The 18,636-nt window shown below is 40.6% G+C and carries 14 protein-coding genes; 7 read left to right on the forward strand and 7 right to left on the reverse strand.

Annotated elements, in window-relative coordinates; translation table 11 throughout:
* Positions 1–28: 28 nt before the first annotated feature.
* From LEP1GSC185_RS02705 to LEP1GSC185_RS02715, 3 genes are all read left to right on the forward strand, one after another.
* Positions 29–1,633 (forward strand): NAD(P)-binding protein, encoded by a 1,605-nt coding sequence (locus LEP1GSC185_RS02705; RefSeq protein WP_008591505.1) that lies wholly within the window; start codon positions 29–31, stop codon positions 1,631–1,633.
* Complete coding sequence (locus LEP1GSC185_RS02710) at positions 1,633–2,778, forward strand: hypothetical protein (protein WP_008590634.1); 1,146 nt, start codon at positions 1,633–1,635, stop codon at positions 2,776–2,778. The genes LEP1GSC185_RS02705 and LEP1GSC185_RS02710 overlap by 1 nt, the downstream gene beginning before the upstream one ends.
* A 99-nt stretch (positions 2,779–2,877) precedes the next feature.
* Positions 2,878–3,249, forward strand: coding sequence for a VOC family protein (locus tag LEP1GSC185_RS02715; RefSeq protein ID WP_008589759.1), 372 nt, complete (start codon positions 2,878–2,880; stop codon positions 3,247–3,249).
* 85 nt (positions 3,250–3,334) lie between these two features.
* Here LEP1GSC185_RS02715 and LEP1GSC185_RS02720 read toward each other — a convergent pair whose 3' ends face one another.
* Positions 3,335–3,535, reverse strand: coding sequence for a hypothetical protein (locus LEP1GSC185_RS02720; RefSeq protein WP_008591642.1), 201 nt, complete (start codon positions 3,533–3,535; stop codon positions 3,335–3,337).
* A gap of 69 nt (positions 3,536–3,604) precedes the next feature.
* Positions 3,605–4,333 (reverse strand): LIC10067 family putative lipoprotein, encoded by a 729-nt coding sequence (locus tag LEP1GSC185_RS02725; RefSeq protein ID WP_008589423.1) that lies wholly within the window; start codon positions 4,331–4,333, stop codon positions 3,605–3,607.
* Positions 4,334–4,457: 124 nt separating this feature from the next.
* Here LEP1GSC185_RS02725 and LEP1GSC185_RS02730 point away from each other — a divergent pair, with 124 nt between their 5' ends.
* Together LEP1GSC185_RS02730 and dcd are read left to right on the forward strand one after the other, a co-directional pair.
* The gene (locus LEP1GSC185_RS02730) at positions 4,458–5,231 is read left to right on the forward strand and encodes an enoyl-CoA hydratase/isomerase family protein (protein WP_008591457.1); all 774 of its coding nucleotides are present in this window, start codon (positions 4,458–4,460) and stop codon (positions 5,229–5,231) included.
* A gap of 70 nt (positions 5,232–5,301) precedes the next feature.
* Positions 5,302–5,832: a dCTP deaminase gene (gene dcd, locus LEP1GSC185_RS02735; protein WP_008590361.1), complete on the forward strand. Its 531-nt coding sequence runs from the start codon at positions 5,302–5,304 to the stop codon at positions 5,830–5,832.
* 4 nt (positions 5,833–5,836) lie between these two features.
* On the opposite strand, the gene LEP1GSC185_RS02740 is transcribed toward dcd, so the two are convergent.
* The 3 genes from LEP1GSC185_RS02740 to LEP1GSC185_RS02750 all read right to left on the reverse strand — a co-directional run bounded on the left by LEP1GSC185_RS02740 (position 5,837) and on the right by LEP1GSC185_RS02750 (position 13,323).
* Positions 5,837–9,034, reverse strand: a complete 3,198-nt coding sequence (locus LEP1GSC185_RS02740; RefSeq protein WP_008590938.1) for a SpoIIE family protein phosphatase — start codon at positions 9,032–9,034, stop codon at positions 5,837–5,839.
* Between the two features lie 180 nt (positions 9,035–9,214).
* Entirely contained in the window at positions 9,215–10,141 is a 927-nt protein-coding gene (locus tag LEP1GSC185_RS02745; RefSeq protein WP_008596377.1) for a hypothetical protein, read from the reverse strand.
* Positions 10,138–13,323, reverse strand: coding sequence for a SpoIIE family protein phosphatase (locus LEP1GSC185_RS02750; protein WP_008590124.1), 3,186 nt, complete (start codon positions 13,321–13,323; stop codon positions 10,138–10,140). The genes LEP1GSC185_RS02745 and LEP1GSC185_RS02750 overlap by 4 nt, the downstream gene beginning before the upstream one ends.
* A gap of 187 nt (positions 13,324–13,510) precedes the next feature.
* On the opposite strand from LEP1GSC185_RS02750, the gene LEP1GSC185_RS02755 reads away from it, so the two are divergent.
* Together LEP1GSC185_RS02755 and LEP1GSC185_RS02760 are read left to right on the forward strand one after the other, a co-directional pair.
* Positions 13,511–14,824, forward strand: coding sequence for a dicarboxylate/amino acid:cation symporter (locus LEP1GSC185_RS02755; protein ID WP_008589909.1), 1,314 nt, complete (start codon positions 13,511–13,513; stop codon positions 14,822–14,824).
* Positions 14,821–16,146, forward strand: a complete 1,326-nt coding sequence (locus LEP1GSC185_RS02760; protein ID WP_008591428.1) for an MATE family efflux transporter — start codon at positions 14,821–14,823, stop codon at positions 16,144–16,146. Before LEP1GSC185_RS02755 ends, LEP1GSC185_RS02760 begins: the two co-directional genes overlap by 4 nt.
* On the opposite strand, the gene LEP1GSC185_RS02765 is transcribed toward LEP1GSC185_RS02760, so the two are convergent.
* Positions 16,139–17,584: a Vgb family protein gene (locus LEP1GSC185_RS02765; RefSeq protein ID WP_008590320.1), complete on the reverse strand. Its 1,446-nt coding sequence runs from the start codon at positions 17,582–17,584 to the stop codon at positions 16,139–16,141. The genes LEP1GSC185_RS02760 and LEP1GSC185_RS02765 overlap by 8 nt on opposite strands.
* Positions 17,581–18,525 (reverse strand): site-2 protease family protein, encoded by a 945-nt coding sequence (locus LEP1GSC185_RS02770; protein ID WP_008589856.1) that lies wholly within the window; start codon positions 18,523–18,525, stop codon positions 17,581–17,583. The genes LEP1GSC185_RS02765 and LEP1GSC185_RS02770 overlap by 4 nt, the downstream gene beginning before the upstream one ends.
* Positions 18,526–18,636: the final 111 nt, after the last annotated feature.

Genomic DNA, 18,636 nt, shown 5'->3' on the forward strand with positions numbered 1-18,636 from the left:
TGAAAACTAATCTGCAATCCGTTCGTTTATGTCCGAAGATCGTTTTTCCAGAAAAGTATTCCTTTCCGCATTAGCATTTTGTGCAGCTCTTTTAGGGATTGGTTCTTATTTCAGATTCAAAAAAAGAAAGATCCAAGGAAGTATCCTAGGCCCAGACAGAGAAACAGGTCATAGACTCAGACAGGTCAGGACCAATTTTTCTCCTACAAGCACGATCCAAACAAAAGTGCTCATTGCAGGGGGAGGGATCTCAGGACTTTCTTCCGGATATTATCTATCCCAATTCGGGATCTCGGATTATTTGATCTTGGATCTGGAAAAGGATGTAGGTGGAAATTCCAGATACTCGGAAACCAATTCTTTAAAGTATCCTTGGGGTGCACATTATCTTCCGCAACCGGGGCCGGAGTCCGTATTAGTTCGTAAATTTTTAGAAGAGAACGGATTGGTCCAAGGCAAAGATCCCAATGGAAATCCCATCTACCCGGAAAAGTATCTCTGCTTCGATCCCGAAGAAAGACTTTTTTACCAAGGAAGATGGCAGGCAGGTTTAGTTCCGAGAAGAAATGGAGAACCAGACTCTCAAGAATTACTATTTCGTAAAATTATAAACTCCTGGCAAAATAAGAAAGGAAGAGATGGGCAAAAGGCATTTTGCATTCCAATAGATCGTTCTTCCAAAGATCCTGAAATTTTGAAATTAGATCGGATCAGTTTTACCGATTACCTAAAATCACTCGATATACATTCACCTGAAATACTCTGGTACGCTGATTATTGCACTCGAGATGACTATGGCGGAAATTCCGACAATATCTCTGCCTGGGCAGGACTTCATTACTTCTGCTCGCGACTGAGAGAAGAGGAAGATTCTCCTCCCGTTCTAACTTGGCCGGAAGGAAACGGATTCCTATCGGAACTCCTGCAAAAACCTTCTAAAGAAAAGATCAAAACTTCTACCCTCGTAGAAAGAATTCGTAAGAATTCTGGAAGTTGGGAAATCAACGCTTACGATGTAATAGAAAGGAAGGATCTTCTTATTAAAGCAGAGCAAGTTATCTACGCTTTACCTTCTTTTACCCGAAAATATATTTTGGGGGAGAAGGACCCATTCTTGCAAAAATTGGAATATTCTCCTTGGCTGGTTGCAAATCTGTTCGTCGAAGAACTTCCCCAAGGAAAAGGTCATCCCCCTGCCTGGGAAAACGTAATTTATAAGAGTAAATCTCTCGGCTATGTTGTTTCTACTCACCAAGATCTAAGAGCGCTAAGACCGCAATCCGTTCTCACCTATTATCTTGCTTTCGGTGAGAAAGATACAATCGCTTCAAGAAAATCTATCCTTCCTAAAACCTGGGAAACTTGGAAAGAAGAGATACTTACCGATCTAAAAAGGCCACATCCGAATATAGAAAGTTTGGTCTCTAGGATCGATATCATGACTCATGCACACGCAATGGTTCGGCCTGTTCCTGGTTTTCTTTGGGGAGGAGAAAGGGAAATATTAGCAAGGTCCGAATCCGGGATACATTTCGCTCATTGTGACTTAAGCGGTATTTCCATTTTTGAAGAAGCATTGTATAGAGGATTCGAAGCTTCCAAAAAAGTTCATGCATTTGCAAAGAGAAGTTGATGGAAGAGAATAAAACACTTAGTCCATGGATCATTTCCAAAAGATTCGACCTTAGCTGGTTTATCGCACCGGGTTTGATCTCCGTAATCATAGTGTTGGCCGCGAATTATTTTGGATTTCCGGAACCTTCTCCCCTCGGTTCTTCTAGAACAAGTGGTAGCGCATTGCCTCCTTGGCTTTGGTTACTCCTTATCCCAGGAGTAGATGTTTCTCATGTGTATTCTACTTTATTTAGAGCGTATCTCGATAAGGAAGTTTGGAATCGAAGAAAAGTGCTTTTAACTTTGGTTCCTTTTTTGTGCTTTATAGCAGCTCTTCTTCTTTACTCTTTTGGAAAATTATTTTTCTGGGGAGCGATGGCTTATCTTGCGGTATTCCATTTTATCAGACAACAATACGGTTTTCTAAGTTTGTATGCGAGAACAGAGCCGAAGACTGAAAGTAAACTTCCATTTCTTTTGGATAAGATCTGTTTGTATATGGTAACCTGTTTGCCCGTTCTATACTGGCATCTGGTTCCTGAAGGAAGGCATTTCGAATGGTTTATGGAAGGTGATTTTTATCAATATCCAAATCGTTCACTTTCAAACTTCATCCATATACTATTTTGGGTTTGGGTGATAGTATACTCATTAAGCCAAATCTACCTTCTTCTCAAAGGACGAAGGATCAGTTTAGGAAAACTTCTACTCTTATTCAACACAGCTTCTGTTTGGTATGTAGGCATCGTATTATTGAACGATGATCTTGCATTCACTCTTACGAATGTGATCAACCATGGAATTCCCTATATGGCCTTGGTATTCGCATATTCGAATTTTAGAAAGAAGCAACTTCCTTCCTTCTTCTATAATAGCTTTCGTAACGCTGCTTTGGCGATCCTAAGCTTCTCATTTGTACTACTGGTATTTGCTTTCACGGAAGAATGGTTATGGGATAGTTTTGTATGGAGGGAACATCCGTATCTCTTCGGAAACTCCTCCGTAATAAAAGCAGAGTTAGGACTGGGTCTTGATGGAATCTTAGTGCCTATCTTCTTTCTTCCCCAATTCACTCATTATATCTTGGATGGGTTCCTCTGGAAGGGTGGAAGAAACAACTCTGAGCTGGAAGGCTTTATAGGCCCCCGAAATTTAGGCTCATAAAGCCCATCCGACTTGAAAAACGAGTATCTTACGGTTTTCCGATAGACAAGCCCGGTTTTCTTCTCATAATGACGAAAAAGGAAAACAGGATCTACCTCAATGATCATCGTAGAAGGAATCGATTATATTGTAATACCTACCGGGGATATAGAAGCCTCTGTAAAATTCTATTCCGAACTATTTGATTTCGAGACGATCGAGGAAAAAGGAAACGAATTCGCAATCATCGGTTTGGATTCTGTTAACATTAAACTCCTCAATACAAACGGAGTTAAAAGTTCTTTAACCGAAGTTAAATCCCCTGTCCTTAGTTTCGTATTGGATGTGGATGATTTTACCGAAGCGATCGTAGAACTCGAGTCTAAGTCGGTTCAAATCGTAAGAGGACCAGAAGCCAGAGACGGAGGAGAATTCCTTCATTTCTTGGACCCGTCCGGTAATATTTTAGAGATCAATTACAAAGAAGATTAAGAGTAATTACTCGCTTCTTAATAAAGAAAAGCCCTCAAATTGAGGGCTTTTTTATTGGGGTTAGACAATCGGGCCAAAAAAGAAGTTAGGAGATCTTGTCTACAAATGCTCCCTTAGTTTTATAAATATCGCCCGCATAACTAGGATTCATTGCTTTTTGGTCAAAGACATCCGCCTGCTTGTTTTCGTAAGGTTTGTTTGGAATTCCTTCCACCTTAGGCATTTTGCGTGGATCGGAAGAGGCCTTTTCGGCGAGTCCGAGATATATAGAGGTTATCGTTGCCATTCAGTATTCCCTCCATTCCGATCCTAATCCAAATCGGAGAATAAACCAAGTATTTTTTTACCCTAAAGATCAGGGAAAAGATACGGTACAATCGCCCTTTCCGGCAGTGACGAACATCTGGACAGTGTAATAACTGGAGAAGGTCAAAGTAGGTTCAAATACCCAAGTGCTCGTATCTCCAAAAGTTCCCACATCCGTTCTACCGCAGGTTTTGGAAAACTTTGAATAGATGAGATAAGTATCACAGGCAATCTTAACGTTGGTGGGTCCTTCCGGATTCAGGTCAATTCTAAGCGCTTTAGTTCCCGTCTGACCTGAAATGGAAAATGTTTTGGAATCAGGATAAGATACTCCTAATTCTTCTCCATACAGGTTATCAAAGGACTTATAACAATCTATATAGAATTTTCTACCATAACAGTTGGTAGCAGTATCTCCGTTATTCTCATCACAAATAACGGGCCCATCTTTAGTCACAAACAATGTTCCGGTAGAAGCTCCTGCCGGAACCACTGTGACAATCTCAGTGCTGGTAGCGCTCAGAACACTTGCAGATACTCCATTAAATTTAACCGTAGTTAGACTTGTATCAGCTGAAAATAGACGACCTTTGATCGTGATCGTTGTTCCTGGATTTGTCCCAATTGGAGGAGATCCGCTGGGAGGATCAATTTCTGTGATTACTGGATTTCCCAAACCTAATTGGGTAGCAAGGTCCGAATCCTTGCCTGAAGAACAACCAAGCCCCAAAAGAGATAGAGATAAAATAATAGCTAAGATCTGAGTCTGAAATCGCATTTTTTCTTTAACCTAGAACCGTTCGCACACAGCGCTTTTGCTTGCCGTTTTTAAAAAACCGCAGAACCTACCCAATTATCGGAAAAATTCACCCTATCCGGGAAAGATTTTTTAGAAGGCAAACATGAGCGAGACTGTTCTTTATTCCATCGAAGATTATACGTGCATAATCAGTTTAAATCGACCCGAAAAACGAAATGCAATTTCTAGAGAACTACTCTATCAGCTTATGTCGCATATAGATAGAGCAAGCAAAGATCCAAAAATAAGAGCCCTAGTACTTAGGGGAGAAGGTTCCGTATTCTGCGCTGGAGCCGACCTAAAAGAAAGAGCAGATATGTCCGAGAAAGAAGTACATAAATTTCTGGACCAAGTAGGTAAATGTTTCTTGGCTTTGGAAAATCTTCCCTTCCCAACGATTGCCGCCTTAGATGGAGATGCGTACGGTGGCGGACTAGAAATGGCGCTATGCTGTGATTTCATTCTGATGAGTGCGGAAGCAAAAGTAGGTCTTACGGAAACAGGACTCGGAATTATTCCGGGCGCAGGCGGAACCCAAAGACTTCCGCGCAGAGTAGGAAAAACAAAAGCATTAGAACTTATTTTAACCGCATCTGTGATAGATGCGCAAACTGCGTTTGATATCCAACTTGCAAATTCGGTTTGGCATGACTCTGCATTTATGGCCGGGAAAAAATTGGCCTCCTTACTTTCCGAAAAAGCTCCTATCTCCTTAAGGCTCGCAAAGGAAGCAATTAGAGAAGGAGAAGGAAAAGATATACAAACAGCCCTAAAAATAGAAAGAAAACATTATAATAAAACTTTAAAAACGGAAGATAGGATCGAGGCATTAAAGGCTTTCCGAGAAAAAAGAAAACCGGAATTTAAAGGAAAATAGAACTTCGAAAAAGGGAGGCGAGACACAAGGCCGACCCAAAAATAGGCAAAACAAGGAAGCTGGAATACGAATGATTCTAACGGGTAAGGAAATTAAAAAAAGATTAGAGAAGGACATCATCATAGATCCTTACTCCGACACTAGATTAAATCCGAACTCTTATAACCTAAGGCTTCATAACGAATTGGTCCGTTATACGGAAAGCCCGTTGGATATGAAAAAATCCAACCCTTCCGAAAACCTGGTCATCCCGGATTCAGGACTTCTACTTCAACCGGGAGTTCTTTATTTAGGTAGAACATTAGAATACACCGAAACACATAACCTGGTCCCTATGCTAGAAGGTCGGTCTTCTATAGGTAGATTAGGAATGTACGTGCATGTCACTGCCGGATTCGGAGATGTTGGATTCAAAGGATTCTGGACTCTCGAAATTTCAGTCATCCAGCCCTTAGTGATCTATCCGAACGTGGAAATTTGCCAAATCTTCTACCATACGGTCGAAGGTGAGATCACTGAATACAAGTCAGGCAAATACCAAGGCAATAAAGGTATCCAAACCTCAATGCTCTATAAGGATTTTGAGAGCGGTAAATATTAAGCTTCTATAAAGAAGCTTTTCTATCTCTTTCGATCAGTCTTACTAATTTCTGGGCGTTTTCATCTTCTGGATCTTTCTGCAGAACTAGATGAGCATATTCTAAAGCTAATTCGAATTGTTCCGTCTGACGATATAGGTCTGAAAGATTGATCAGGTTCATGGAATTATCCGGTTGGAGTTCCTCCATTCTTTTTGCAGCCAAGATAGCTTCGTCCATTCTTCCGATCCTACGATTTGCCAAAGAAAGATAATACCAGTATTCTACTAAGTCAGGATCTGACCCTAAATACTTGTTCAGAACTTCCACAGCTTTTCCGTAATTTTTACCTTTAAAGCTGAGAAGTCCAAGAAGTTTAGTCACCTTTGTGTTTTGAGGATCCGATTTGTATAAACCTTCAAGTGCGCCAAGAGCCTCGCTCAATCGGCCGCCCATGTAATCTTCTTTCGCCTTTTTATAGATAAACTTCCAGTCGAAAGGGTCGGAGATCTCATCTTCTTTTCCGTTTCCTTCCGGAGAAGCGACAGGAGAATATTCCACTCTAAGAAGAGAAAGGTCGTCGGTTAACTCGCCGACTTTTAGGACTTCTTCTTCGATTCTCTCCAGATCTCCATTGCCTTTCTCGACCATTTGTAGGAAGAGCATCTCATCTTCATTGATGGTGCGAACTTCTTTTTCAGGAGTAAGATCCAAATCGTCCTTACCGTCCGAACCTATGATCAATACGTCGCCAGGTTCTAATCTTCCGGAGTGGACCTTAAATTCGTATTCTGAATCCAATCCTATCTTTCTAAGAGTAAGTCCGGTTTCTAAGAAACCTGCTCTTCCGTCTCTATACAAAACGGAGAATGGGTGCTCCGCGTTAAAATACCAGAATTTACCTGTTTCATCTTCTACGACGATAAACGTTCCGGAGATCACCATGGATCCGTTAAATGATTTAAAAACCGATTGCATTTCATGATAGATTTCGGTCAAAAATTCGGAAGGACCGGTATCCAAAACTCTATCGTTTGCAGCGGATCTTGCAAGAATGGAATTAATCACAACTCCCATGACAAGAGAGCCCCCTGCACCTTGCATGGACTTACCCATTGCGTCTCCATTCATCGCAAAAGTATAACGTTTATAGTCGTTTTCTTTTCCGAGACGAAGATTTCCGGTCACACAAAGGTCTCCGCCTAAGTCAGCACGTTTGCCTTTGAACTCGAATTGTTTCTTTTGGCGAAGAATAAAATCTGTGCTTACCTTAGGAGATTTATTCGCATTATAAAAAAGCGGTTTTGCCAATAGAGACGTTAAGAAATAATCCCCATCTTGCTGCACCTTCAGGCGTTGAAGTTCCTCTATCTTTTCGGAAAGTTCTCTGGTCCTTTCTCTTACCTTAGTTGCCAAATGTTCCGCGTAATCTTGGAGTTCTCCTCTTGCTTTTCGGATAGAAGTCACCATGTTATTGAATGAGTCCGACAAAAATCCGATCTCATCCTTTAGATCCACTTTTACCTCAACGTCCAAAGCTCCTAAGTTTACTTTTTCCACCCCGGACAATAATCTGTTTAAAGGAGTAACCAAACTTTGTCGGAAGAATAGAGGGAATACAAAGAATACTACCACCAAAACCAAGCCCAAAATCAGGGTTTGTTTTGCTGCAGTTGGATGCATAAATTCTCGATACTTGCGGTAAGAATATCCTACTTCGCTGACTACATCCTTCTTTACATCGTAATTAATATAAGTTACGAAATGTTGGTGTTCATCCAAACTTTTTCTGTAATGCCGGTACAATGCAGGTTGAAATGGACGGAAATATAAAAGGACTTCTGCTTTTAAATGGCCAATGAGGAGATCCTTTTCATCAAAGGTACAAGTTCCGTCCTTCTCTTTCCATTTTTGAAGAAGATGTTCTTTGAACGGAATTACTCCTTTATTCCCGACTCCTTTTAGATAATTTCTACCGTCCACGCAGAATTCTTTCGGGAAAATATAATCCAGTTTGTTGGAAGTTACGAAAACTGCTGTGTTTAAAGTAATCAGGTGATCGAATAATTTTGTTTTTAATTCTTTTCCTTCCAAATTCGGATTATCATCCAAAAACTTCAGGATAGAAGCTTTATATCCGCTGAAATATTCGTGAGTATCTTTTAACGTTTTTTTAACGGAGTTTCTAAAACCTTCTTCCGCTAAAAGTTTCATATGTTCGAATATGATCGTATTCTTAAAATCGATCTCTAACTGAGGAAGTCTTAGATCGTATTGATTATCGTAACGAGAATAATCCACATTCTTGGATCCGCCTTCCCATTGAACGATATATAACATCTCGGGGATTTGTTTCCCACCTTCCAGCGCTCTCGACATGTTTACGATACTTTTGGTATCGTATTCCGCTTCTTTATCTTGGTTAGAGATAAAAACCAATGCCTGCATGATCAACATCAATGTCACAAAAGTGATCCCTACAATCTTGACCATGAAGGTGGTTTTTTCTTCGCTGAAATTCAGGAAGATCACAAGGATCAAAAAGATCCCTAAGGTCATCAAAAGAACGATAGAAGTTAGATAAGTAGAACGTTCAATCCAACCGTCTCGACTAAGAATATTCGTGAGCGCAGGAACCACCCCACCCGCAAGAAGAGCGGCCATAAAACCGCCGATCGCAAATCGGACCCTTCCCTTAGTTTTGGTCATTCTGTAGATAGGTAATATCAAGAAAGAGATCAGAACGAATAGTCCGATCAAAACCGCAATGATAGAAGAAGCTTTCTCCGCGTTAAAATCCCAGTGATGAGCGGTGAAGTGATATTTCCTAGGAGAACTAAGAGTAATATAATAAAAATAGGAAATACCGATCGCAGCAACTGCATACATCCCGATAGTCAGGTTCCGGTTCATTTTGGGATTTGCATGACCAGGATAACGTGCTAAGAACTGACCCAAGTGAATGAGCGCGGGTAAAATGAATCCTACGGTCAACCATCTATGGTAAGCAGCGATCGGGTTGTATAAGAAAGCCGCAAAAAAATAACCGGAACAGAAGAAAGAAAAAAACAAGGCTCCCAATGCAAGATGCATTGTGCTTGAGGATTTTTCTTTCAAGAAGAGGAAGAATAAGGAAGTGCATAAAAACGCTAAGATAGATAGCAAACTTCCGAAAGAATAATAGTTCAGCAGAACATCGTTTTGTAAGATTGAAAAAATTTCCATGCAAGCAATAAGGAAGGGCTCTAATAATCCGGACTTCAGCCGGGTTTCAAGGGCTTGGCCCATTGAGACAAGCTCTTATAAATGGATTATATTAAAGCCGGAACCGATCAGATCAAATCAAAAAAGAAATTCGTTTAGAATTCACTGTTTTGTATAACGAGTGCGATATAAAAATCAAGCTTAAAGTTTTTCAATGTCTTGGATTTTCGTAAAAGAGTTGGGAGGATAAACGCTGTAAGGTCCTACTTCTACCCAACCTTGTAGGATCTTATTCCAATCTTTTCTCTGAACTTTATTCAAAATCTTGAAAACTAGTTCTGTGCTCAGCATTTCAGAAGAAGCTACCTGCTTTAGAAAGGATTTGTAACCTTCGTAACCCAGCTCTTTGTGAATAATGAATTGAGTACGGACCGACTTGGAGTAAAACCAAGGCCCTAAACTAGGATTGGAAAGATGAAAATCCTTGGAAAGTGGAGGATCATTTTTAGGAACTGTTTCATTCAGGCTCCATTCCTCCGTTATTGATTGGAGTTCATCCGCATCTAGCTTCAGATAACCTCTTTTGGATAAAAGATATGGTAGATAGGAAACAATCCCTTCGCTTAACCAAGAAGGTTCCGTAAAATAATAATGTCCCAATTCATGCAACAGCAACGCAGGGTAGCCGGGAGGCACCAATCCCAATTCCATAAAGATCCCGAATTCTTTTCCCAATTCTCCGGAGACATTATTGTATCCTCCCACTCTTGTCCCGTTCAGAAAAACAGTATCTCTTAATACCAATCGTATCTTATCTTTTTCGGAAGGAGGAAGAGATTTGAATATTGGAGAAGAAGCCTGATGGAACGGAATTCCTAGATAAGATTCGTATGCATCTAAGATCTTTTTTGTCTTATCGAAAGCGTATTTGTCCCATTCTTTCAGTTGGGTTTCATTTCGGATCGCTAATCTGATCTCTCCCCCTTTTAATCTGAAGGAGAAGTTGGATTCGTTTGTTTTGGCAGATTTCTTGTTTTGGGAAAGAATAGGAAAAACTGAAATTAAGAATGCGGAAAGTATTCCAATCCGCATCCAAAAAACGAACTTAGAGCGGAAACCGTTTATCAACGGTCTCTCTCTATCAAACGGATCAGTTTATGAGCGTTTTCATTCCCAGGTTCTTTTTGTAATACTTTTCGAGCATATTCTTCAGCTTTATCGTACATTTCCATCAAACGATAGATATCGGATAGATTGATCATATTGGAAATATTGTTTGGATCGATTTCCAAAAGTTTCAAACTCGCAGTTAAAGCCTGATCGTACTTGCCCATCTTCTTGTTTGCGATGGAAAGATAGAACCAATACTCGTGAAGATCCGGATCAGTTGCAAGGTAGTTATTTAGGACCTCTACAGCAGTGTTATAGTCCTTACCTTTAAAGCTCAAGAGTCCCAAAAGTTTGTTCAATCTTTGGTTAGCACTATCGTGCATATAACCTGTTTTCAGAAGTTCTAATGCTTCGTCTAAACGTCCGGTTTTGTACATCTTCTTTGCATCTTCGTAAACCGAATCCGTATTTAATGCTTTGTCGATATGATCGGAAGATTCGAAAATTTCTTCGATCTCGTCGTTCTTAGGTTCTCCCTGAAACTCTATCTTGAGAAGAGAAAGGTCGTCCGTGAGTTCTCCGGTTTTACGGATCTCTGTCTCTATATCTTCTAGATTCGCTTTCGCAGTCTCTACATGTCGCAAGAACAACATTTCATCTTCGTTGATGGTACGGATCGTTTCCTCAGGAGTTAGATCCACATCGTCCCTGCCGTCAGAGCCAAGAATGATGATATCGCCTCTTTTGAGTTGGAAACTTCTTACCTTAAATTCGAACTCCGAATCCAGACCTAGTTTCCTGAGAGTCAGTCCGTCTTCGATAAAACTTGCCTTTCCGTCTCTATATAAAACTGAGTAAGGATGCTCAGCATTAAAGTACCAACATTTTCCGGTCTCATCTTCTATTAGATAGAGGGAAGCGGAGATCACCATAGACCCGTTGAATGATTTGAATACTGCATGGATCTCGTTGTAAATTTCCGTTAGCCATTGCTCAGGAGTTACATCCAGAATTCTATTGTTTGCTGCGGAACGTGCAAGAATGGAATTCATAACAACCCCCATTACCAATGCACCGCCGGCACCCTGCATGGATTTACCCATTGCATCGCCGTTCATGGAAAGAGTATAACGTTTGAATGAATCCGGCCGTCCCAATCTAAGATTTCCGGTAACACAAATGTCCCCGCCCAGATCGGAATGCTTTCCTCTAAACTCGAATTGTTTCTTTTGGCGAATGATAAAATCAGTCGAAACCAATTTTGATTTGTTCGCGTTATAGAAGAGAGGTTTTGCCAATAAGGAAGTTAAAAAATAGTCCCCGTCCTGCTGCACTTTGAGGCGTTGGACTTCTTCCATTTTTTCTTGAACCTCTCTAGTCCTTTCACGGACTTTTTCTTCGAGGTTTTCTGCGTAATCTTGTAGTTCCCTTCTAGCTTGTTTAATGGAAGCTACCATCGCATTGAATGAGTCGGCCAAGAATCCGATCTCATCTCGGACCTTAACCGGAACCACTACGTCCAGATCTCCCTTGTTTACCTTTTCCACCCCGGAAAGAAGGCTATTCAAAGGATCCACCAAGCTGTTCTTGAAGAAGAGTGGAAACAATGCGAGAACGATAAAGATTACCGCGAGCAAAATCCCGGTCTGTTTTACGGCAGTAGGGTGCATAAATTCTCTATATAATCTATAAGAGAATCCGACCTCGCTCATCTGCTGCTTTTCAGGCTGGAATTTCATGAAGGCTACGTAATGCCCGCTTCCATCCTGACTTCTTCTGTAGTGACGAGTTTCGCTCGGTTTAAAATATCTGAAATATCTTAGAACTTCGGAACGTACCTGGGCTTGGTCTAAGTCTTTTCCATCCCAAAGGCAATCTTCGGACCAATGAGAGAAAATTTCGTCTTTAAAGCCGAACTCCGAATCTCCTAAACCTTTTACGAAATCTCTTCCTTTTTTGCAGAAAGATCCACCCACAATCGCTTCGAGTCTATTCGTAGCAACGAAAGCACGTTTGTTCCACTGCTCCGCATTTTCGAAGATCAGTTTTTTAAGTTCCGCATCTGAGAGGTCTTGCTTTTCATCCAATAATTTTTGGATAAAACGTTTATAACCGCCAAAGTAAGTATGAGTTCGGTCCAAAATAGAAATTAACGATTTTCTAAATCCTTCTTCCTTTAGATTGCGGATCTCTTCGTAAGTAGTGACGTTCTGTAAGTCAGCCTCGATCTCTTTGAGGTTTAATTCTTTATTAGGATCATACTCCGAAGAATCCAAACTCTCCTTGGAATCATCCCAATGGAAAGCGTACTCAATATCCCCGGATTTGACACCATTCTCCAAGGCCCTCTCGATATTCACCATACGCAAGCTGTCGTATTCGGCGTCTTTTTCCTGGCTGGAGATATAAACTAAAGCCTGCATGATCAAACAAATCGTAAAGAGTGTAATCCCAACGATCTTAACCATAAAGGTAGTACGTTCCGCACTATTATTGATGAACGCGATGACTAAGAAAGAGAAAGCAGTTAAGAACAAGATTACGTTTGAAGTCATGTACGTAGAACGTTCCATCACTCCGTCTCGACTGAGAATATTTGAGATATTCGGATAGATCGCAGCGATCAAAAATCCTATATTGAACATGAGAAGAGCGATCCTTCGCTTGTCCTTTGTGATCACTACTCTCCATGTAGGAACGATTATAAAACCTACGATTGAGAATATTCCGATTACTAATGCAAGATAACGACTGGCATCAAACGCGTTAAAATCCCAATGGTGTGCAGTGAAGTGGTAGATCTTCTCCGAAATATAAGTAAAGTATATGAATAAACTTACTGTGAGCGCTGAAACAGAATGTTCAGCAATCAGAACCAATCTTGCTATGCGTTGGTTACTATTTCCTGGAAATCGAAGTAAAAACTGCGTGAAATGAGCCAGAGAAAAAAGAATAAATCCGCCAGTCATCCAGCGGTGATATGCCGCAATGGGATGATATAAGAAGGCCGCTAAAAAGTATCCTGTCTCGAATACGCTTAATAGCAAAAAACCTATTCCCAGGTGAGTGGTGGCTATGGTCCTATTCTTTAAGGTAAGAAAGAAAATCCCAAGGAATGTGGTGGTCAAAGTGACCAATAAACTTCCAAACGAATAATAATTAAAGAGGACTAGGTCCCAAGAAATCGGATTTAACCCCATAAACTCCTATAGGCACTCGGACGCCCGGATGATCGAAACTGACTTCAAACCGAATCTTTTATTTTTAGTTTACCGGTTCCGGAATACATCTTCAGAACAGGTAAAAAATCGGCTAAAGCCTTCACTATCATTTTGAAAAGGGAAAAATCAATAGAAAAATAAGAATGTGACTCCTATTCTGTCGAGTATGTCCGATTCCAAGACGAACCGAAAGCTTCCGAATACTATTAAGTTTCTTCCTTTCGAGAAACTCTGGTTCAGAGTTTTGTTAGGTTTGGTATCCGGACTTTTAATAGGCCTGTATCTTAGTCCTGAAAATTCGTTGGTATCCCAAGAATATTCTAAGCCTATCGTTTCATGGTTAGGCCTTCCCGGTCATTTTTTCCTAATCCTTTTACAGATCATCATGATCCCTTTGGTCTTTTGTTCCATAGTCTTAGGAATACACGCAGGGGAAACTCTGGAGAATCTTAAAAATTTCGGGTTAAAAGCGTTCTTATACTTCGTATTCACCACGATATTAGCCGTATCTATCGGAATGATCTTAGCAAGTACGATCAAACCAGGAAGTTTTGTAGATCCGGCCGGGATCCCCAGAGTGCAGATCCCAAACAAAATATCCGAAACCTCAGGTACTCTTTCCGTAGATAAAGTCCCCGACTTGATCCTGTCGGTCCTTCCTAGAAACCCATTCCAAACATTTGCAAACGGAGATATGTTAGGAGTAGTTTTACTCGCTCTTTTAGTCGGGATCGCTCTTCTTTCTATTGAACAGCAAAGTACTGCAAATGTTTTGCCTGTATTCCAAGCCATATTCAAAACGAGTATGATATTCGTGCAATGGGCCATGAAGATCGCACCATTTGCGGTATTCGGGCTAATCGCTCAAATTACTGCAAAAATTGGACTCAAAGTTTTATTAAGCCTTGGAGTTTATTTTATAACGGTACTAGGCGGATTAGTTTTAGTACTGATCATGTATTCGATCATACTGATACTTTTCACAGGAAAGACACCTATCTGGTTTTTCAAACGAGCGGGAGAAGTACAATTACTCGCTTTCTCCACTTCCAGTTCTGCCGCTGTTCTTCCTTTTTCCTTAAAGACAGGAATAGAAAAGATGGGTATCTCTCGAAAAATTGCAGAGTTCATTCTTCCTTTAGGAGCCACAGTAAATATGGACGGAACCGCCCTCTACCAAGCGGTTGCAACTGTATTCTTAGCTCAGGTATATGGGATAGAATTGACGGCGACAAATCTTGCGTTCGTACTCATCGCAACTGTTGTAGCCTCTATCGGAACTCCAAGCACTCCAGGACTGGGCATCGTAATTCTCGCATCCATTTTAGCCGGGGTGGGAGTTCCTACAGAAGGGATCGGAATCATTCTGGGAGTGGACCGTATCTTGGATATGTGCAGAACGACTGTGAATATCACAGGAGATTTAGTTGCCTGCAACGTTTTCCAAAGTTTAGAAGATAAGAAACGACCGGATATTTGAGTCTTCTTTTGGAAAGAAAATTTCTCACTTTAACATTCTTCAATATAGTTGCGAATTTAACGGTTCCACTCACTAGCTTCGCGGATGTCGCAGTGCTAGGCCAGTTAGAATCTCATACGTACGTAGCAGGAGTCGCTCTTTCCAACGTTCTATTTGATTATTTGTTCTGGGGATTTTCATTCTTAAGGATGAGCACAACCGGTCTCACCGCTCAAGCAGAAGGAAACGAAAACAACAAAGAGTCCTTTCAAATACTTTTAAGATCGTTATTGCTCGGCCTTGGAATAGGCGTTCTGATCCTTCTGTCTAAAACTTATTTGGAAGAATTCGGGTTTTCCGTATTGGAAGGGGAGAAGGATGTAAAGTCAGCAGGAGGAGAATATTTTAAGTCCAGGATCATCAGTGCACCTGCAACACTTTGCAATTTTGTACTTACAGGTTGGTTTCTAGGCAGATCCAAAAGCGCTACTGTCTTAGTGGCCACAGTGATCGCCAACGTTGTAAATATAGGATTGAATGTTTGGTTTATTCTATTTTTAGATTGGAAAGCTTACGGAGCAGGAATTGCAACTTCTATAAGCCAATACTTAATGTCCGCATTCTTCCTTGTTTTGTTATTCAAGGAAAAAGACCGTTTCTTACAAATTTATCAGGAAATCCGGATCTTTTCCCTAAAGGGTTATACTTCTTTGCTCTCTTTGAATTCGGATATAATGATCCGGACATTACTTCTAATCACAACTTTCAGTTTATTCAGAAATTACAGCTCCGGCTTAGGCTCTGAAACATTAGCCGCTAACGCGATCCTTCACCAATTGATATTGATCGGAGCTTTTTGGATAGATGGGGCAGCTATCGCTATGGAAACTGTAGCAGGAAATCTAAAGGGAAACAATAACTCGGAGGGCTTAAGAAAGATCCTGAAAATGGCGATCGTTTCCGGGTTTGGGATCTCTTTGTTCTTTTGTATCCTGATCCTTCTCCCTTCCGGATTCTTATTCGAATTATTCAGCAAGTCCAAACCGGTAGTGTCTATCGCAAAAGAATACGGTTATTGGATAGCACCGGTTCTCATCTTTGGATCATTTGCATTCATATTCGATGGTTTCTTCTTAGGAATTTCAGAGGGTAAAATCCTCCGAAATTCGATGATAGTTAGTTCCATCGTATTCTTCTTTCCGATCGCCTATTGGGGAAAAATACAAAACAATAATCATATATTATGGCTTTCACTCTCTTCTTATATGCTGGGAAGAGCGATCACCTTAGGTATCGTTGCTTACAAAAGATATTTTTTAATCAGGCAAGAATCTTTTAGTTAGAGGAAAGATCCGTACCTTTCGGAAGGAGTGTCACCTCAATCTCTGCAGGAATAGGTTTCCAAATTTCGGAATCTTTTGCCTTGAATAAAATAGGAGAAGGTAAAGCGGCCCAAGCCTCGCTACGGAACAGATCCACCATATCTTCCGATTTTTGGTAAGCGCGAGAAGATTCTATCTTCTCCGGTTTTACACTCGCTAGAGGAACCCAACCAAAACTCGGAATATAAATGTCCAAAGTATCTTTGAAAGAAGGATTCGAATTTCCGGAGAATACTAAACTTTTTACGGGACGAACAGGCAAGCCTGAATCCAGCAGGGACTTTTTCAGGCCATCCCAATCGGAACGGAATAATCTCGCGTCGAAAATTTTATCTAAGAAAAAATTTCCCGCCTTCTCCCTTACTGAAACCCTGTTTTTTGTGAATGCAGCTAGGTCAGTCGGGATCTCTTCCTTCTTCTTTAAAAAATCGTCTAGGACGTAATATCTTACATTAGTCGTTCTTGCTTCAAAATGATATTCTAGAGCTTGAGGACCTTTTGGATCGTCTATGCCTAACTTTTTAGAAAGAGCACGAACTCCCATTACCATATCCCCTTTAAATTTAGGATCTTTAGTCTTTAGATTTCGTATCCTTTGGTGTTCAGTGGTAGGCGGGGGAAGAAGGCCCAAAACTCCGCCGACTAATGTGGTCTCATCCAGAGAAAATTTGATCTTTACGTTGATAAGATAAGTAGCTTCTCCAGAAGCAAGGAAACGATCCGTTTCTACGAAGGAGATCTTTTTTACTTCTCTTGTAGTTCTATCTACAATATAGATCCTGCTTCCCAAGATTGCAATCCCTCTAATATCTTTAGAAGGAGAACGAATGGAGCCTGTGATCTTTCCGCTAGCAGGGTCATATCTATAAACGTTCCCGTCGGAAGAGTCGGTTATCCAAAGGCTGTCTCTTGCAAAACAAATATCCTTTGGCTCGGATCTATCCGTTAAAAAACCGCCAAAAAAGCTCTGTGTACCCTTATCGTAAACTGAAACCTTTCCAGTATCAGAATCCAGGATATACAGATAATTTTGGAAGTTCGCAATCCCACCTATCTTGTCTATTGGGACTTGTATCCTTTCCGTAACTCCGCCTGTGTTCGGCTCAACTTTTAGAACGACCCTTTTGCTAGCTACGAACAGTTTACCTTCTCTCGGATCGAAATTTAAACCCGCAATGAATGGAATTCCTAAGTTAAAGGCTTCCTGCCTGCCGCTTGGATCCACACGAATGATTGCCCTTCGTTTACTATCGGCGAACCAAAAATTTGTTCCGTCGTAAGAAAGACCGTAAGGACTCTCCGTCAATTGAATGTCTACGTCACCTTCTTCTTGTGGATGAATAGAAAGGGAGGTTGTAAGAAAGAGTAGAATGGAAATTTTTGAGATCAGTTTTCTCATTTTGAAAATACTTCGAGTAGAATTTTCCAGAGATCTTCTCCTAAACTGTTTTGAACCCCGGAAGAAGATACGACAGTGATCGGAGAGATCGGAAAAATAAGCAGGAAGGATAATAACATACCCCAGCCGAATATCTTTCTAAATTTGCCGATTGGATAAGAAGCATCCGGAACAAAAGGATGTTCTACTCTGATAAAATAATAGATGAGCAATCCCCATAAGATCCACGAATAATTCCAAATTGAGAGCAAAAGAAATGCAGAAAACAGATAATAGATCCACTTTCTGTAACCTTCTCCCGCTAGTGAATAGATAATATGACCTCCGTCCAATTGACCAAAAGGTAAAAGATTTAATGCAGTGATCAGAAGTCCTACCCATCCAGCAAAAGCAAGAGGACTGTATTCAACAGTAAAGAGTGAAGAGTCGAAAGAGCCTAAAATTTTCTGGGATAAAACGTAAGTGAAAATACTATCTCCAAAATGAATGTCCATAAGACCGGGATGAGCTTGCAATACTGCAGTTCTTTCTGCGAGGGAAACTAATTGAGAATTATATAATCCGATCACTATACAAGGTATAGAAAGTACCAGACTCATTGCAGGTCCCCAAATCCCGATATCGAATAGTTGGATTTTGTTTCTGATAGGTTCCTTGATACGGATCACTGCACCCATGGTGCCTACGGGAGACATTGGAACAGGCAAAAAATATGGAAGAGTTGTCTTGATCCCATAATATCTAGCTGCAAAATAATGCCCCATCTCATGGCAGAAAAGAATTCCGAGAAGAGAGAAAGAATAAGGAGTTCTGATCCGAAAGATCTCCGAAATTGTAGCCGAGTTTAAATACGGGATCCTGAATATATCATCCTGAAAGGTTAAGGTAAAAAAAGTTAGAACAAAAAGAAGTATGTTCCAACTGTAAGACGATCTGTTCAATTTTTTAGACCGTTTTCCTTTAGATTCCGACTCAGGTCTTCTCTCAAAATGATTCCTCCTTTACATACAAGCATGCAATTTCAGGCTTATTCATAGCTAAATATAACATTA

Source organism: Leptospira licerasiae serovar Varillal str. VAR 010 (assembly GCF_000244755.1).
Lineage (GTDB): Bacteria > Spirochaetota > Leptospiria > Leptospirales > Leptospiraceae > Leptospira_B > Leptospira_B licerasiae.

Bases quoted from the DNA above. Each gene is read 5' to 3' on its own strand.
- LEP1GSC185_RS02740 (WP_008590938.1), bottom strand. From the start codon at position 9,034: ATGGAAATTTTTTCAATCTTACAAAACGATGTTCTGCTGAACTATTAT.
- LEP1GSC185_RS02710 (WP_008590634.1), top strand. From the start codon at position 1,633: ATGGAAGAGAATAAAACACTTAGTCCATGGATCATTTCCAAAAGATTC.
- LEP1GSC185_RS02730 (WP_008591457.1), top strand. From the start codon at position 4,458: ATGAGCGAGACTGTTCTTTATTCCATCGAAGATTATACGTGCATAATC.
- LEP1GSC185_RS02720 (WP_008591642.1), bottom strand. From the start codon at position 3,535: ATGGCAACGATAACCTCTATATATCTCGGACTCGCCGAAAAGGCCTCT.
- LEP1GSC185_RS02765 (WP_008590320.1), bottom strand. From the start codon at position 17,584: ATGAGAAAACTGATCTCAAAAATTTCCATTCTACTCTTTCTTACAACC.
- LEP1GSC185_RS02705 (WP_008591505.1), top strand. From the start codon at position 29: ATGTCCGAAGATCGTTTTTCCAGAAAAGTATTCCTTTCCGCATTAGCA.
- LEP1GSC185_RS02755 (WP_008589909.1), top strand. From the start codon at position 13,511: ATGTCCGATTCCAAGACGAACCGAAAGCTTCCGAATACTATTAAGTTT.
- LEP1GSC185_RS02715 (WP_008589759.1), top strand. From the start codon at position 2,878: ATGATCATCGTAGAAGGAATCGATTATATTGTAATACCTACCGGGGAT.
- dcd (WP_008590361.1), top strand. From the start codon at position 5,302: ATGATTCTAACGGGTAAGGAAATTAAAAAAAGATTAGAGAAGGACATC.
- LEP1GSC185_RS02750 (WP_008590124.1), bottom strand. From the start codon at position 13,323: ATGGGGTTAAATCCGATTTCTTGGGACCTAGTCCTCTTTAATTATTAT.
- LEP1GSC185_RS02725 (WP_008589423.1), bottom strand. From the start codon at position 4,333: ATGCGATTTCAGACTCAGATCTTAGCTATTATTTTATCTCTATCTCTT.